The sequence below is a fragment of the Nibrella saemangeumensis genome (genome assembly GCF_039541915.1).
In the GTDB taxonomy this organism is placed as follows: domain Bacteria; phylum Bacteroidota; class Bacteroidia; order Cytophagales; family Spirosomataceae; genus Nibrella; species Nibrella saemangeumensis.
Genome location: NZ_BAABHD010000010.1, coordinates 60,393 through 75,113 on the forward strand (window position 1 = coordinate 60,393; position 14,721 = coordinate 75,113).

The following is a 14,721-nucleotide window of genomic DNA, read 5'->3' on the forward strand; positions in this document are numbered from 1 at the left end:
TCAAATCCAAAATCCGAAATCCCACAATATTCTAAATTTCTATATGTTCAACACATTCATCAAAAGGCCGCTGCTCTCGGCTGTCATCTCGGTGATGATTACCCTGCTGGGCATCGTGTCTCTGACCAGTTTACCTGTTACTCAGTTTCCCGATATTGTTCCTCCATCCGTAGTGGTCACGGCTTCCTATACCGGTGCCAATGCCGAGGTGGGAGCCAAAGCCGTGGCGTTACCGCTGGAACGGGCCATTAATGGTGTGCCCGGTATGACTTACATGACCTCCGTATCCGGCAACGACGGCACTACCCTCGTCCAGATCTCGTTTAAGGTAGGTACCGACCCTGATCTGGCAGCTGTAAACGTGCAGAACCGGGTGACTACGGTACTCGACGAACTTCCGGAAGAAGTTATCAAAGCCGGGGTTACAACGGAGAAAGAGGTAAACAGTATGCTGCTTTACCTCAACCTGGTCAGCGACGACCCTACGGTGGATGAGAAGTTTATCTACAACTTTGCCGACATCAACATCCTGAAGGAACTCCGGCGGATCGACGGTGTGGGGTATGCCCAGATCATGGGATCACGGGAATATTCAATGCGGGTGTGGCTTAAACCGGACCTAATGACAGGCTACCAGGTTTCTCCCGATGAAGTTATTGCCGCGATCCGGAAGCAGAACGTAGAAGCCGCTCCCGGAAAAGTTGGCGAAAGCGCCGACCGTGACCCGCAGGAGTTACAGTATGTGCTGCGCTACTCGGGGAAGTTCATCGAAAAAACCCAGTACGAAAACCTCGTGATCCGCACGGATGAAGATGGGTCTATTCTGCGCTTAAAGGATATCGCCGATATAGAATTTGGCTCGCAGGACTACAATGTTCTTTCTAAAACCGACGGACGTCCCTCGGCCGCGATCATGCTCAAGCAACGGCCTGGTTCCAATGCGCGGGAGGTTATTGCCAATGTAAAGCAACGTATGGCAGAGTTGAAAGAAGCCACATTCCCGCCGGGTATGAACTACAACTTCGCCTACGACGTATCGCGGTTCCTGGATGCTTCTATCAACGAAGTGCTGCGCACCCTGCTGGAGGCCTTTGTGCTGGTGTTCATTGTGGTATTCCTGTTTCTGCAGGACTGGCGCTCTACGCTCATCTGTGCGCTGGCCGTACCGGTCGCGCTGGTGGGTACGTTTGCGCTGATGGGCGTAATTGGATTTTCCGTTAACCTGCTTACGCTGTTTGCGCTGGTGCTGGCTATTGGTATTGTGGTCGACAACGCGATTGTGGTGGTGGAGGCCGTTCACGCCAAAATGCACGAACAGAAGCTGTCGGCCCGGAAGGCTACGTTTGCGGCCATGAGTGAGATCAGCGGGGCCATTGTTGCCATTACCCTGGTTATGTCGGCGGTATTTATCCCCGTGGCGTTTCTGTCGGGTCCGGTAGGGATCTTCTACCGGCAGTTCTCGCTGACCCTGGCCATATCCATTGTGATTTCCGGTATCAATGCTGTAACGCTGACACCCGCTCTGTGTGCGCTGTTGCTCAAGCCGGTTCATGGCGAGCAGAAAGGCCTGCTGGGTCGTTTCTTCACCCGGTTTAACCGGGCATACGACTCCCTCGCCAACAAGTACATGGGGTGGTTACGGCCTTTTGTCAACCGCCGGACGGTGACGCTGGGGGTACTGCTGCTGTTTATCATAGGCACCTGGGGCATCAGTACCGTTCTGCCAACCGGCTTTATTCCGACCGAAGATCAGGGTATGATCTACGTCAACGTGACTACGCCGGTGGGAGCTACGGTGGAGCGTACCGAGAAAGTCATGGATCAGGTACAGGCGGTAGCTTCTAAAATGGAAGCCGTTGAAAACGTTTCGACGCTGGCGGGTCTGAGCCTGATGACCGACGGAGCCGGTGCTTCGTACGGTATGGGGATGGTGAACCTGAAGGACTGGGATGAGCGAACGGCATCCGTTGATGATGTCATTGCCGAACTCCAGGAAAAAACCAAACATATCACCGACGCCAGCATTCAGTATTTTTCACCGCCTACGGTACCGGGCTTTGGTAATGCCAGCGGGTTTGAACTCCGCATTCAGGATCGCACCGGCAGCGACGACCTGCAGAAAACCGCCGATGTAGCCAAAGGCTTCATTGCGGCTCTTAATGAGCGGCCCGAGGTTAACAATGCGTTCACCAGCTTTGACCCCAGTTTTCCGCAGTATCTGTTGCATGTAGACCAGGAGAAAGCTGCCCAGAAAGGGGTATCGATTGAGAACACCATGAACTCGCTGCAAACACTGATGGGCAGCTTTTATGCCTCTAACTTTATCCGGTTTAACCAGCTGTATAAGGTGATGGTGCAGGCGCCCCCCAGTTACCGGGCTAAGCCGGAGGACGTACTGAAACTGCACGTCAAGAACGAAAAGGGGGAAATGGTGCCTTTGTCAAATTTTATCCGCCTGGAGCGGGTCTACGGCCCTGAGCAGCTTACCCGGTACAATATGTTTACCTCAGCTATGATTACCGGTGAACCCAGACCCGGCTATAGCAGCGGTGATGCCATTAGGGCCGTTCAGGAAGTGGCGAAAGAGAAGCTGCCGCGAGGGTTCTCTTACGAGTGGACCGGTATGACCCGCGAGGAGATTGCCTCGGGCGATCAGGCGATGTACATCTTTATCATCTGTCTCGTATTCGTGTATCTGCTGCTGGTAGCGCAGTATGAGAGTCTCTTCCTGCCACTATCGGTGCTGCTGTCACTGCCTGCCGGGGTGTTCGGATCATTTCTGTGCCTGCAACTGGCTGGTCTGCAGAACAACATCTACGCCCAGGTGGCCCTGGTTATGCTAATCGGTTTGCTGGGTAAAAACGCTATTCTGATTGTCGAATTCGCCAATCAGCGGCAGAAAGAGGGGCTGTCCATTATCAAAGCCGCCAGGGAGGGTGCCCTATCGCGGCTACGGCCAATTCTTATGACGTCTTTCGCGTTTATTGCGGGTCTTATTCCGCTCTGTATGGCGTCGGGCGCCGGTGCGCTGGGTAACCGGTCTATTGGTACGGCTGCCGCCGGAGGAATGCTGATCGGGACCATTTTTGGACTGTTCCTGATTCCCGGTCTGTATGTGCTGTTTGCCAAACTGGCCGAACGCCTGAAGTCGAAAAATCCACAGGACGACGAGTCGGAGCCTGTTCCTGTATTCACTCAAACTCATGTAAATGGTGCAACCGTCAGTAAATAAACATCTTTCTTTATATACGTTTCTATTCCTGTTGCTACTGAGCAGCTGTCAGGTCTATGGACCTACGCAACGACCCAGGGCAACCGCTCCACCCGTTTCTTTCACCGGTAGCGTTGATTCTACCAGTGTGGGTGACCAGGACTGGAAAGCCTTCTTCTCCGATGCCGATCTGGAGCGGCTGATCGATACCGCGCTGACCAATAACCTCGATGTTCGGATTGCCACGCAACGCATTGAAATGGCCCGCGCTACCTTTGACGTCAGTCGGGCAGCCTTGCTCCCTTTGGTGAGTGCTGTTGGTTCCGCCGGGGTAGAAAAGTTCGGTAAGTACACGATGAATGGAGTCGGTAACTACGACACTAACTTGTCGGAGAAAATAGGTGAGGACCGTCGCATTCCCAATCCTACTCCCGATTTCTTTCTGGGGCTTCGGAGTTCCTGGGAGATTGACATCTGGGGTAAACTGAGGAACCAGCGAAAGGCTGCTTATGTGCGCTTCCTGGCTTCTGAGCAGGGGCGGCATCTGGTCAGAACATCGCTGGTTGCCGAAGTAGCCCGGTTGTATTATAACCTGATTGCGCTCGACAGTGAACTGAATATTATTCGCCAGAACATTACCCTCCAGGAAAGAGCGGTACAACTGGTTGATGTTCAGAAAGCCGCCGGCCGGGTAACGGAGCTGGCCGTACAGCAGTTTACCGCGCAGTTGCTCGGCACCCGTAGTCTGGAAGTGCAGGTACAGCAGCAGATTGTGGAGACAGAGAATCAGCTGAACCGGCTGCTGGGCCGCTACCCTCAGCCGATTCGCCGGAGTCGGACCATCAATGAGCAGGAACTACCTGCTACGGTTGCTGCCGGTATTCCGGTCCAGATGCTGCGTCGCCGGCCCGACATCCGGCAGGCTGAACTGGAACTGGAAGCTGCTCATATTGACGTGGACGTGGCCAGACTACAGTTTATGCCATCACTCACTCTAACGCCTTACGTCGGTCTGAATTCGTTCAGGGCTGCTACCCTGTTTGATCCCGGCTCGCTGGCCGCGGGTGTACTGGGCGGACTGGCGGGCCCGGTGCTTAACCGCCGGCCTCTCCGGGCGAATTATAACTTTTCGATTGCTCAGAGCCGCGAAGCGTTGTACCGGTATCAGCAAAATATCCTGACCGGCTTCAGCGAAGTAGTAACAAACCTTCGTGGCATTGAGAATTATCGTAAAGTAGCCGATTTTCAGGCGAGAGAAGTTGACGCGCTGGAACGGGCCGTTTCCATCTCCAACGATCTGTTCCGAAGCGGTTATGCCTCCTATCTGGAGGTAATCACCGCCCAGCGCAGCGTACTGGATGCGGAGTTGGGTTTCATCCGAACCCGACAGGCCCAGTATAACTCGCTGATTGATTTGTATCGGTCGCTGGGAGGAGGGTGGCAGTAGTAGAGGGGGGTACTACTTCTTCCCCAACTCAATTACCTCCATACCCGTTATTCGTCCGGCGTCAAGATTGAAGCGGATACAGGTGCGCATCTGGTGGAAACCGGTTTTGCCGGCGGCACCGGGATTGATATATAGCAAATTATTCATTTTTGCGTCGCGGGCCACTTTCAGGATATGGGAGTGGCCACACACAAAGATATCAGGTGGGTTGGCCCGCAGGAGCGGCCGGGTAACTGGATTGTAATTGGGAGGTGACCCGCCGATGTGGGTGATCCAAATAGCAAAGCCTTCCAGGGTAAAGCGCAGGTTCTCCGGCCAGTCCCACTCGTTCTTTGCGTCGATGTTTCCCGACACGGCCCGGACGGGCTTAAACGCCTTCAACTGCTCCAGCACCTGCGGGGCACCAATGTCACCGGCATGCCAGATTTCGTCGCAGTCCTTAAAGTAGTCGAATACCTGAGGATCTAAATAACTATGGGTGTCGGAGAGCAGGCCGATTCGGGTCATGCAGGATAAACTGCCAGGCGGTTAAATTGGTTGGTTTGTCATTCCGACGAAGGAGGAATCTCAGACGCTGCTAGTCAGTACCGCCAAAGATTCCTCGTTCCTCGGAATGACAAAGCTATGCGTTCAGAATAATCTCCTTCATCTCCGAACGAATCTTCTTCTTATCAATTTTACCCACGCTCGTCTTGGGTATCTCCGAAACTAAAATAACCCGGTCGGGTACGTACCACTTATTAATGTCGCCCCGCTCGACCTGTTGCTGCAAGCTGCCTCGAATCTGCGCCGGAGTAACTTTGCCGTTGTAGTCCGGCTTTAGCACGATAAGGGCGTGTGGGCGTTCGCCCCAGCGGTCGTCGGGGAGGCCAATCACGGCGGACTCGGCAACGCCCTCCACCCGCGAGAGCAGGTCTTCAATCGCCAGCGAAGATACCCACTCACCACCTGATTTAATGACGTCTTTGGTTCGGTCGGCAATCTGCACCCAGTTGTCGGGAGAAATGCTAGCTACGTCGCCGGTATGCAGCCAGCCGTCGCGCCAGAGGTTTTCCGACTGCTCCGGCTCTTTGTAGTACCCCTGCGTCATCCAGGGTCCACGTGCTACCAATTCGCCAACCGAATGGCCATTGTGCGGCACCGGATTACCGTGGTCATCAACCAGTTTCATCTCCACGAATGGCGCAATACGCCCCGCCCGCGTCCGTAGGTTCACCTGTTCGTCAATTGGGAGGGGCTTTTCTTCGTCGTTCAGGTAGGAAACCGACATAATAGGGGCAGTTTCGGACATGCCATAGCCGGCATACACCTGAATACCCAGTTCAAGAGCCGCTTTGGCTAAGCCCTGCGTCAGCGCTGACCCGCCAATAATAACTTTCCAGCGACCCAGTTGTGGTTTGAACTGCTGCGCAGCCGGACTGTTGACCAGCATTTGCAGAATAGTCGGCACGCAGTGTGAGAGTGTAACACCTTCTTTTACCAGCAGCTTCAGCAGCATCTCCGGCTCATAGCGGCCGGGGTAAATTTGCCTGGCCGACAGCATGGTAGCCAGGAACGGAAATCCCCATGCATGCACATGAAACATGGGCGTTATGGGCATATACACGTCTGTCGCGGACTTGAAGGGCACACACTCATAGCCGGAAACGTACGTCAGCAGCCCCATTGTGTGCATAAACAACTGCCGGTGGGAGAAGTGAACACCCTTAGGGTTACCCGTGGTGCCGGTCGTGTAAAAGGTCGTCGCCCAGGTATTTTCATCGAAGTCGGGGAAGTTATATTCGTCAGATGTGTTCTTCAGCAAGGTTTCGTATTCGCCTTCAAAACCATCAGGTACGGTATGGCCGGCTGTCGGATCGGCATACACTTTGTCGGTCATAAAGACATACTTCTCCACGGTGGTCAGATCGGCCTTGACGGCGTTCAGCAGGGGCAGAAAGTCTTCATGAATCAGCACCAGCTTGTCTTCGGCATGGTTCATGGTATACAGAATCTGCGCCGGCGACAGGCGTACGTTGATGGTGTGCAAAATGGCCCCGATGCCGGTTATACCAAAGAAACACTCCAGGTAGCGATGACTGTCCCAATCGAAAACCGCTACCGTATCGCCCGCTTTTACGCCCAGGTCTGTCAGCATATTGGCCAGACGGCGAACCCGGCGGTTAAACTCGATGTAGTTCATCCGGAACAGGTCACGGTAGACGATCTCGCGCTGCGGTTCGTACTTCAGGGACTGGGCCAGCAGGTTCTTTATCAGCATGGGCGGCTCGTGAGCCGAAGCCGTGCGGGGAATAAGTTTGGTCTGTAGCATGTTGAGTTCAACGGTTGTGAACTCAAATATAAATATTAAGAGAAGGAGTTAAAGAAAAACTATAGCAACAGGCCCGCCAGCGTAGCCGACATATACGACGCCAGCGTACCGCAGATCAGTGCCTTGAAACCCAGCCGCGCCAGGTCACTCCGGCGTGTTGGGGCCAGCTCGCCAATACCGCCTACCTGAATGGCAATCGACGAGAAGTTGGCAAAACCACACAACGCGAAACTGGTGATAGCCACCGTTTTGGGATCCAGTGTGTCTTTGACTTTTACCAGGTCCAGATACGCGACAAACTCGTTTACCACCATCTTGGTGCCCATCAGGGCCCCAGCGGCCTGAATATCTTTGGTAGGTACGCCCATCGCCCAGGCAAAAATTGAAAACACATTGCCCAGCAGGAAGTTCAGGCTCAGGTTAGACATTCCGAATATGTAAAACCCTATCCGAAATAACAGGCTATCGATCAGGGCAATCAGGGCAATAAAGCCGATCAGCATGGCTACCACGTTAAAACCCACCTTTAATCCCTCGCTGGCCCCGGCCGCAATGGCGTCGAGCAGGTTGGCGTGATGCTTCTTGATGTCTACCCGAACGGTTCCCTGTGTTTCGGAGACTTCGGTTTCCGGCATCACAATTTTACTGATCACCAGCGCCCCCGGTGCGGCCATGATACTGGCCGCCAGCAGGTACGGTGCCGGTACACCAAGCGAGATATAGACCGCCAGAACACCACCCGCAATACAGGCAAAACTACCCGACATCGACGCCAGCAGTTCCGACATGGTCATGCCCTTCAGGTACGGCTTTATCATAATCTGCGCTTCCACCTGCCCAACAAACGTACTCGACACGTTCGACAGTGCTTCGGCACCGCTCACACCCATCAGCCACTTCATCACGCGGGCCATCACGGCGACCACCCGCTGCATAATACCCAGATGGTAGAAAATATTCACCAGTACGGCGACGAAAATGATGGTTGGGATGATCTGGAAGAAGAAAATGAAATTATTTTCCGGCCCGAATACCCGGCCTAGTATCTCGGGCTTCACCAGGGGGGAAAAAACGAATTCGGCCCCTTTGCCCGCTTTCCGCAGAAGCCGGTCGATGTTATGACCCAGCCATTGAAAAATCTGCTGGCCGGCTTCGGTTTTCAGGACAAATACTGCCAGGCCGAACTGGAGCAGCAGCCCCACGCCTACAGTACGGTAATTTATGGCTTTTCGATTATTTGATAAAGCGTAGGCTACGCCCAGAATCAGAACGATACCGATTAATCCGGTGAAACGGCTCATTAAATGCTTAGTAAGTTATCAGGTGTCCAGTTTACAGCGCAAAAAGCCTGCGAAGATACAAACTAATACATAAACCACACCGAAAGGTCAGGCGCACTAGCGGCTTTGCTCTTTCTAAGCCGGCGAATTCACCCGCTAATTTTTAGTCTGGAAAAACAAAAGCCTGCGGGAGATACACCTACAGGCTTCGTTATTTTAACAATCAGGTGAATCAATGCACCTCTTCCTCGTCTGGTTCGTGCTCCTCCACTGCATCCGGGACTGTATCCACCGGTTGCACGTCGTCGAATAAACGGGCAGTCATGACCTCCTCTTCGGTAACGTCGAAAAATAACCGCTGCGTATTGAACGGCTCTCCGCCATCATCCAGGCAGCAGCGCTCGTAATTGCCGTCTTCTTTCAGCACATAAGCGTTGATGTTGTCGAGCAGGTTATACTGGAGGATATGGATAACTTCCTGCTTTACCCGGCTGTCGGCCAGCAGAAAAAGCGATTCGATGCGCCGGTCGAAGCTGCGGACCATAATATCAGCACTGCCGCCGTAGACTTTTGGATCCCCATTGTTGTGGAAGTAAAAGAGACGTGTATGCTCCAGGAAATCACCGACCAGCGAACGCACGGTGATATTCTCGCTGAGGCCGGGGCGTTGCGGACGCAGGCAGCAGATACCCCGCACGATCAGCCGGATGCGTACCCCCGCCTGAGACGCTTTGTAGAGTTCGCTGATTACTTCCTGGTCTTCCAGCGAGTTGATCTTGATGCAGATACCACTCGGCAGACCATTCTGCGCGTTCTCAGCCTCGCACCGGATCAGGTTGATCAGCTGCTTCCGCATATCACGCGGAGCCGTAATCAGATTCTGATAATCGTTCGGCAACGAATGACCCGTGATAACGTTGAAGAACTCCGATATATCCTGCGTATAAACCTCATTGGTTGTCAGCAGGCCAATATCGGTGTATAGTTTGGCTGTTTCTTCGTTGTAGTTCCCGCTCGACAGGTGAGCGTAGCGCACAACACGGTTACCCTCATTGCGGACTACCAGCAGCAGTTTGGTATGGGTTTTGAACCGGCTGATGCCGTAAATGACAAAGCAGCCGGCTTTTTGCAGCCGCTGTGCCTCGCGGATGTTATTTTCTTCGTCGAAGCGGGCTTTTACCTCAAACAGAACGGATACGTGTTTTCCATTCTCGGCGGCTTTCAGCAGGGCCTCCGTAATGCGGGAGCGTTTGGCCAGCCGGTAAATGGTCAGCTTGATGGCGAGTACGTTCGGGTCTTCAGAGGCCTGTTCCAGCAGTTGAAGCACCGGCTCGAAATTGTTGTACGGATGATGCAGCAGGATGTCCCGCTCCTTCATCGTTTCAAAGATGTCGGTAACCTTCTCGCGCTCCAGCCCTAACGGCGGGACGGGCGGATGCGGAGCCGGTAGATCATCTTTAAAATCCGGATGCCGCACAATCTGCCACAGGCTCGTGTAATCGATCAGCGAAGGTGTTTCGAACAGATTGTAGTCATCAATCTCCCAGCGCTTCTTCAGGAGATTCACCATCCATTCCTGGCCAGGCGCTCTATCGCCGGCTTCGAGTTCAACCCGGACAACGCGGCCCAGGCGACGGTTCTTGATTTTCTGTTTGATTTCGTCGATGAAATCGGCTTCGATATCATCGCTTTCTTCCAGCGTAAAATCGCCGTTTCGGGTTATCCGGAAGAGGTTCACCGACAGAATTTCGACATTCCGGTACAGTTTTTTGATATGCTGCCGGATTATTTCTTCAAGGGGTAAAAACAGCACCTCGCCGTCCCGTTCAAAATTCATGAACCGGGGCAGGTTGGCGGGTATCTGCACAAACGAAAGCCGCTGGTGGTCCTCTTCATGGATATGCGGCTGATCCGGGTTTTTCGTAACTACCCCAAAAATCAGCACTTTGGGTAACAACACCGGAAAGGTATGCGTGTAGTCATACAGCATGGGCGTCAGCATCGGATAAATCGTCCGGTCAAAATACGCTTCGCTTTGCTGCTGCTCGTCCGCTGTCAGGTCGTTGTGGTGAACCAGTTGGAGTTCGTTCTCGGCGAATAAAGGCAGCAACTCCTCCAGAAAAACCTGGTGCTGGTCTTTGCTGAACTGCTGGGCAGCCGTGAGCAGCGCCTTCCGGAAGGGAACCTCCCGCAAACCGGAATAATCGACCCGCTCCTTACCATAATCCAGGTAATTATATAAGCTACCAACCCGAATGGTAAAGAACTCGTCCATGTTGGAAGCTGTAATGGCCAGAAACTTCAACCGCTCCATCAGGGTCCTGTTGAGACTACGGGCCTGGTCCAGCACCCGTTCATTAAACTTCAGCCAGCTCAGATCCCGGCTGAGGTAATTACTCTGTTCAATGACGTTGCTGACCTTTTCGCTGACTTTAGTCATTTTATCTACCTCCTTCCCGGTGCCGGCTCCTTCCCGGTTGCGCTGTGTCAGTTTATGTATCAGATTTCCTATCACGGTAGTATTGTCGGTTGGGTTCAAGAAATAAACTCGTCAGGTGAGAAAATATCCCTGATTTATAAACAAAAAAGCGGGCCGATCAGCCCGCTTTCTTTTAAACGTCAACTCTTGCGTATTTAGCGTTTCGTTCGATGAAATCTCTTCGGGGGGCTACTTCATCACCCATCAGCATCGAGAACAGGTGGTCGGCTTCGGCGGCCGATTCAATGGTCACCCGCTTCAGGCTGCGCTTGTCGGGGTCCATGGTGGTGGTCCACAACTGCTCGGGGTTCATTTCACCCAGCCCTTTATACCGCTGCACGTGTACATTCTCTTCGCGACCTGATCCGGCCAGGCGGCTAACGGCCTGCTCACGCTGTTGCTCGGTCCAGCAGTACTGCTCTTCCTTGCCTTTCTTAACCAGGTAAAGCGGGGGTTGGGCGATGTATAGGTAGCCGTTTTCGATCAGCGGACGCATATGCCGGAAGAACAGGGTCAGGATCAGCGTCCGGATGTGGCTACCGTCTACGTCGGCATCGGTCATGATGATGACCTTGTGGTAACGCAGCCGCTCCAGGTTCATCACCGTCTCGTCACCGTCCCGTTTGAAGGTTATGCCCAGCGCCGTGATGATGTTCTTGATTTCTTCGTTCTCGTAGATCTTGTGCTCCATGGCCTTCTCTACGTTCAGGATCTTACCCCGAAGCGGCAGAATGGCCTGGAACGCCCGGTTGCGGCCCTGCTTGGCCGAGCCACCGGCCGAGTCACCCTCCACCAGGTAGAGTTCGCATTTTTCCGGATCGGTATCGGAGCAGTCGGCCAGTTTGCCGGGGAGACCCATACCGCTCATGAAGTCTTTCCGGTCGGCCATGATGCGCTTATACGCCAGATCGGCTGCGATCCGGGCCTGCGCCGAAATCAACACTTTCCGGATAATCTCCTGGGCTATTTTGGGATTCTCTTCCAGCCAGGTTTCCAGCATTTCGGCAACGGTGGTGCTTACTGCTCCCACCACATCGCTGTTCCCAAGCTTGGTTTTGGTCTGTCCTTCAAACTGCGGCTCGGCTACTTTCACCGAAATAACGGCCGTGAGGCCTTTCCGGAAGTCACCGCCGTCGAAGGTTACTTTACCGGCGCTTTTCCCCAGAACCTGGCTGTTACGTTCGGCATAGCTTTTCAGAATACGGGTCAGCGCCATCCGGAAGCCCTGCACGTGCGTACCGCCTTCAATGGTATTGATGTTGTTGACGTACGAGGAGATGTTCTCGCTGGCTTCCATGTTGTACACCATCGCCACCTGCACAGGCGTAGAGCCTTTTTCGCTCTCCATGTAGATCGGCTGCATACCCGCCAGCGACGGGCGCGTTTCGTCGAGGTATTTGACGAATTCCGTCAGACCTCCCTGCGACAGGAACTCCTTATACTGCGGCTGACCGTTTTCGTCCAGTTCGCGCAGGTCGGTCAGCGTAATGCGGATGCCCTTGTTCAGGAACGCCAGCTCACGCAGACGACCGGCCACGGTGTCAAACTTGTAAACGGTCTCATTGAAGATGGTATCGTCCGGTTTGAAGTGAACGATCGTGCCGGTATCCGGAGCCGTACCGATTTCACGGACGGGATACAGCGGCCGGCCAATTTCGTACTCCTGCTCAAAGACTTTGCCTTCGCGGTGTACTTCTACGCGCAGGTGCGTCGACAGGGCATTGACGCAGGAGACGCCCACGCCGTGCAGACCGCCGGAAACTTTATAGGTATCTTTATCAAACTTACCACCCGCGTGCAGCACCGTCATCACGACCTCCAGGGCCGACTTCTTCATCTTAGGGTGCATGCCGGTCGGGATACCCCGGCCGTTGTCGCGTACAGTAATGGAATTGTCTACGTTGATGGTAACCTGGATGGTGTCGCAGTACCCGGCCAGAGCCTCGTCGATGGAGTTATCTACAACCTCCCAGATCAGGTGGTGCAGACCTTTGGCGCTGACGTCACCGATATACATAGCGGGGCGTTTCCGTACGGCTTCTAAACCCTCCAACACCTGAATGTTGCTGGCGCCGTAGCCATTCTGCCCGTCTGATTCGGTCCGGATGTCTGCTTCAACAAGTTCGTTTGTCATATAGTCTCTAATAATGTCTGTGTGTCGATATTGAGGTCTTGGCGGGTACAGGAAATCAGGGTATTTCAGATGGTAAAAATACAACTTTTTTTGCTGAAATCCTACTATATTGCCGTTAATTGCCTTAATATAATCAAGCTTTCCGAGTCGGCAAAAAGTCCCTGTTTTTCACCTGTCTGACCGCTTTTTGACCGGCAGAACCGCTCGTTTCCTTCTATGAAAATTGTACGCTCCTGCGTGATACCTGATGCCTCTTTTCTGACGGAAATCAACCCGTCCCGGTTTCTCCGCCGGCCCATTCTCGTCAGCAGCCTCTGGCTGGTTCTCACATCGGCGTATGGGCAATCGCTACCCGATCAGTTAACGGCTTATTTACAAAAGCTCCCGGCCACTGTCCGCGTTAGCCTGGCGGTGGAGGCTCTGCAGTCGGGCAGCGAACCGGCCAGCACGCCAGCCTTTTTCTACCAGGCCCATGTTCCGGTTCCTTCCGCCAGCCTGATCAAAATTCCTGTTCTGATCGAAGCCATGGAGTGGGTGAAAGCCGGACGGCTGGACCCCGACGAAATTTACATCCTGGTCGATTCCGATAAGGTGGGTGGCTCCGGGGTGCTGGCTGCCTATCCCAGCCGCAGCCGGATCGCGTACCGGGACCTGATCACACTGATGATCACCCATAGTGATAACACGGCTACAAACATTTTGATTCAGGAGATTGGTTTTGAGGTAATTAACCAGCGCATGCAGTCGCTTGGCCTGACCCATACCCGCCTGAACCGGATGATGATGGATACAACGGCCGTGAAACGGGGCATTGATAACTACGTGGCCGCCTGTGAGCTGAATACGCTGCTAAAGAAGATGGCCGGTTATGAACTGTCCACACCGGCCCTGTGCCGGGAAATGATTACTATGCTGAAGCAGAATGACGATACGCTTACGATTCCCCGACTGCTGCCGAAATCGGTGGCGGTGGCGCATAAAACGGGTAAGCTGACATATGTACGCGGAGATGCCGGTATTGTATATGCCCGCCGGCCGTTTGTGCTGTCGGTGCTGGTGCAGGGTACCAGCACCGAAGAAGCCGAACGAATCATTGGTGAGATTGCCCTGATCTGCTACCAGTTCTTTGAGCAGTAAAAAGAAAAGCTCCTCTCGTCTGAGAGGAGCCCTGATAAAGTTTGTCGATTACTATTATTGACGGCGGAATTCCAGCGTGTAGGTATAGCGGGTATTTTTGCCATCGCCATCCCAGTCTTCGTCTGCAACCTGGCTCCACTTCATCGTTGATCCGCTCACAGACAGATCGTATTCTGAGGGGCCATCGCTGTCGGTCAGAATAATTTTGTCACCCTGTACTTTCCAGCTTGAATTATCTTCTACGCCCATTCCGGTATCCTCATCTGACTGGCAGGCCGGAGAGGCTGCGGCCGTAACTTTACCGCTTTTCTGGAAGGTGATTTTTGTGTCTTTCAGACAGGCTACGGCCTGCTCACCTTCCGGAATGAGCTTCAGGAGGTCCATGATATCGGTGAACGTCTGGCCCGTACCTAAATCAATGGCCGGATTTACTTTCATACCGGTCATTTTCCAGGTCCCTTCAACCGAACTCTTAGACGGCGTTGGATCAATTTCTGTGTTGTCTTTCTTACAACCAACAACGGCAACGGAGAGAACCAGCATGGTCATGATGAATGACCGCAGACCAAATAAATTTTTCATAGTGTTTGTGGTGTGAATAGTTAATTGTTGAACTACGCTTCAAAGATGGCGGGCCGAATTGCATTTGCCATCCGGACACCCGTTGAACAGCGATTTGCATCCGGTGAACTGTACTTTTTACGCCCTGAAACGTTTTAAAT

General features: G+C 53.4%; 9 protein-coding genes. 3 read left to right on the forward strand and 6 right to left on the reverse strand.

Annotation, left to right across the window (positions count from 1 at the left end; genetic code table 11):
• Positions 1–43: 43 nt before the first annotated feature.
• Complete coding sequence (locus ABD949_RS04775) at positions 44–3,232, forward strand: efflux RND transporter permease subunit (RefSeq protein WP_345241136.1); 3,189 nt, start codon at positions 44–46, stop codon at positions 3,230–3,232.
• Entirely contained in the window at positions 3,210–4,658 is a 1,449-nt protein-coding gene (locus ABD949_RS04780; protein WP_345241138.1) for an efflux transporter outer membrane subunit, read from the forward strand. The genes ABD949_RS04775 and ABD949_RS04780 overlap by 23 nt, the downstream gene beginning before the upstream one ends.
• A gap of 12 nt (positions 4,659–4,670) precedes the next feature.
• Here ABD949_RS04780 and ABD949_RS04785 read toward each other — a convergent pair whose 3' ends face one another.
• The 5 genes from ABD949_RS04785 to gyrB all read right to left on the reverse strand — a co-directional run bounded on the left by ABD949_RS04785 (position 4,671) and on the right by gyrB (position 12,862).
• On the reverse strand, positions 4,671–5,165 hold the full coding sequence (locus tag ABD949_RS04785) for a metallophosphoesterase family protein (RefSeq protein WP_345241140.1): 495 nt from the start codon (positions 5,163–5,165) through the stop codon (positions 4,671–4,673).
• A gap of 115 nt (positions 5,166–5,280) precedes the next feature.
• Positions 5,281–6,969, reverse strand: a complete 1,689-nt coding sequence (locus ABD949_RS04790) for a fatty acid--CoA ligase (RefSeq protein ID WP_345241141.1) — start codon at positions 6,967–6,969, stop codon at positions 5,281–5,283.
• Positions 6,970–7,028: 59 nt separating this feature from the next.
• A complete protein-coding gene (locus ABD949_RS04795; RefSeq protein ID WP_345241143.1) occupies positions 7,029–8,270 on the reverse strand; it encodes a NupC/NupG family nucleoside CNT transporter in 1,242 nt (413 codons plus the stop codon).
• 211 nt (positions 8,271–8,481) lie between these two features.
• Entirely contained in the window at positions 8,482–10,689 is a 2,208-nt protein-coding gene (ppk1, locus tag ABD949_RS04800; RefSeq protein ID WP_345241314.1) for a polyphosphate kinase 1, read from the reverse strand.
• Between the two features lie 172 nt (positions 10,690–10,861).
• The gene (gene gyrB, locus ABD949_RS04805; protein WP_345241145.1) at positions 10,862–12,862 is read right to left on the reverse strand and encodes a DNA topoisomerase (ATP-hydrolyzing) subunit B; all 2,001 of its coding nucleotides are present in this window, start codon (positions 12,860–12,862) and stop codon (positions 10,862–10,864) included.
• Positions 12,863–13,078: 216 nt separating this feature from the next.
• Between gyrB and ABD949_RS04810 the strand changes: the two genes are divergently transcribed.
• The gene (locus ABD949_RS04810; RefSeq protein WP_345241146.1) at positions 13,079–13,999 is read left to right on the forward strand and encodes a serine hydrolase; all 921 of its coding nucleotides are present in this window, start codon (positions 13,079–13,081) and stop codon (positions 13,997–13,999) included.
• A gap of 54 nt (positions 14,000–14,053) precedes the next feature.
• On the opposite strand, the gene ABD949_RS04815 is transcribed toward ABD949_RS04810, so the two are convergent.
• A complete protein-coding gene (locus tag ABD949_RS04815; RefSeq protein WP_345241147.1) occupies positions 14,054–14,581 on the reverse strand; it encodes a lipocalin-like domain-containing protein in 528 nt (175 codons plus the stop codon).
• Positions 14,582–14,721: the final 140 nt, after the last annotated feature.

Excerpts from the sequence above, each read along its gene's own strand:
- ABD949_RS04790 (WP_345241141.1), bottom strand. The coding sequence starts at position 6,969 with ATGCTACAGACCAAACTTATTCCCCGCACGGCTTCGGCTCACGAGCCG.
- gyrB (WP_345241145.1), bottom strand. The coding sequence starts at position 12,862 with ATGACAAACGAACTTGTTGAAGCAGACATCCGGACCGAATCAGACGGG.
- ABD949_RS04780 (WP_345241138.1), top strand. The coding sequence starts at position 3,210 with ATGGTGCAACCGTCAGTAAATAAACATCTTTCTTTATATACGTTTCTA.
- ABD949_RS04775 (WP_345241136.1), top strand. The coding sequence starts at position 44 with ATGTTCAACACATTCATCAAAAGGCCGCTGCTCTCGGCTGTCATCTCG.
- ABD949_RS04795 (WP_345241143.1), bottom strand. The coding sequence starts at position 8,270 with ATGAGCCGTTTCACCGGATTAATCGGTATCGTTCTGATTCTGGGCGTA.
- ppk1 (WP_345241314.1), bottom strand. The coding sequence starts at position 10,689 with ATGACTAAAGTCAGCGAAAAGGTCAGCAACGTCATTGAACAGAGTAAT.
- ABD949_RS04815 (WP_345241147.1), bottom strand. The coding sequence starts at position 14,581 with ATGAAAAATTTATTTGGTCTGCGGTCATTCATCATGACCATGCTGGTT.
- ABD949_RS04810 (WP_345241146.1), top strand. The coding sequence starts at position 13,079 with ATGAAAATTGTACGCTCCTGCGTGATACCTGATGCCTCTTTTCTGACG.
- ABD949_RS04785 (WP_345241140.1), bottom strand. The coding sequence starts at position 5,165 with ATGACCCGAATCGGCCTGCTCTCCGACACCCATAGTTATTTAGATCCT.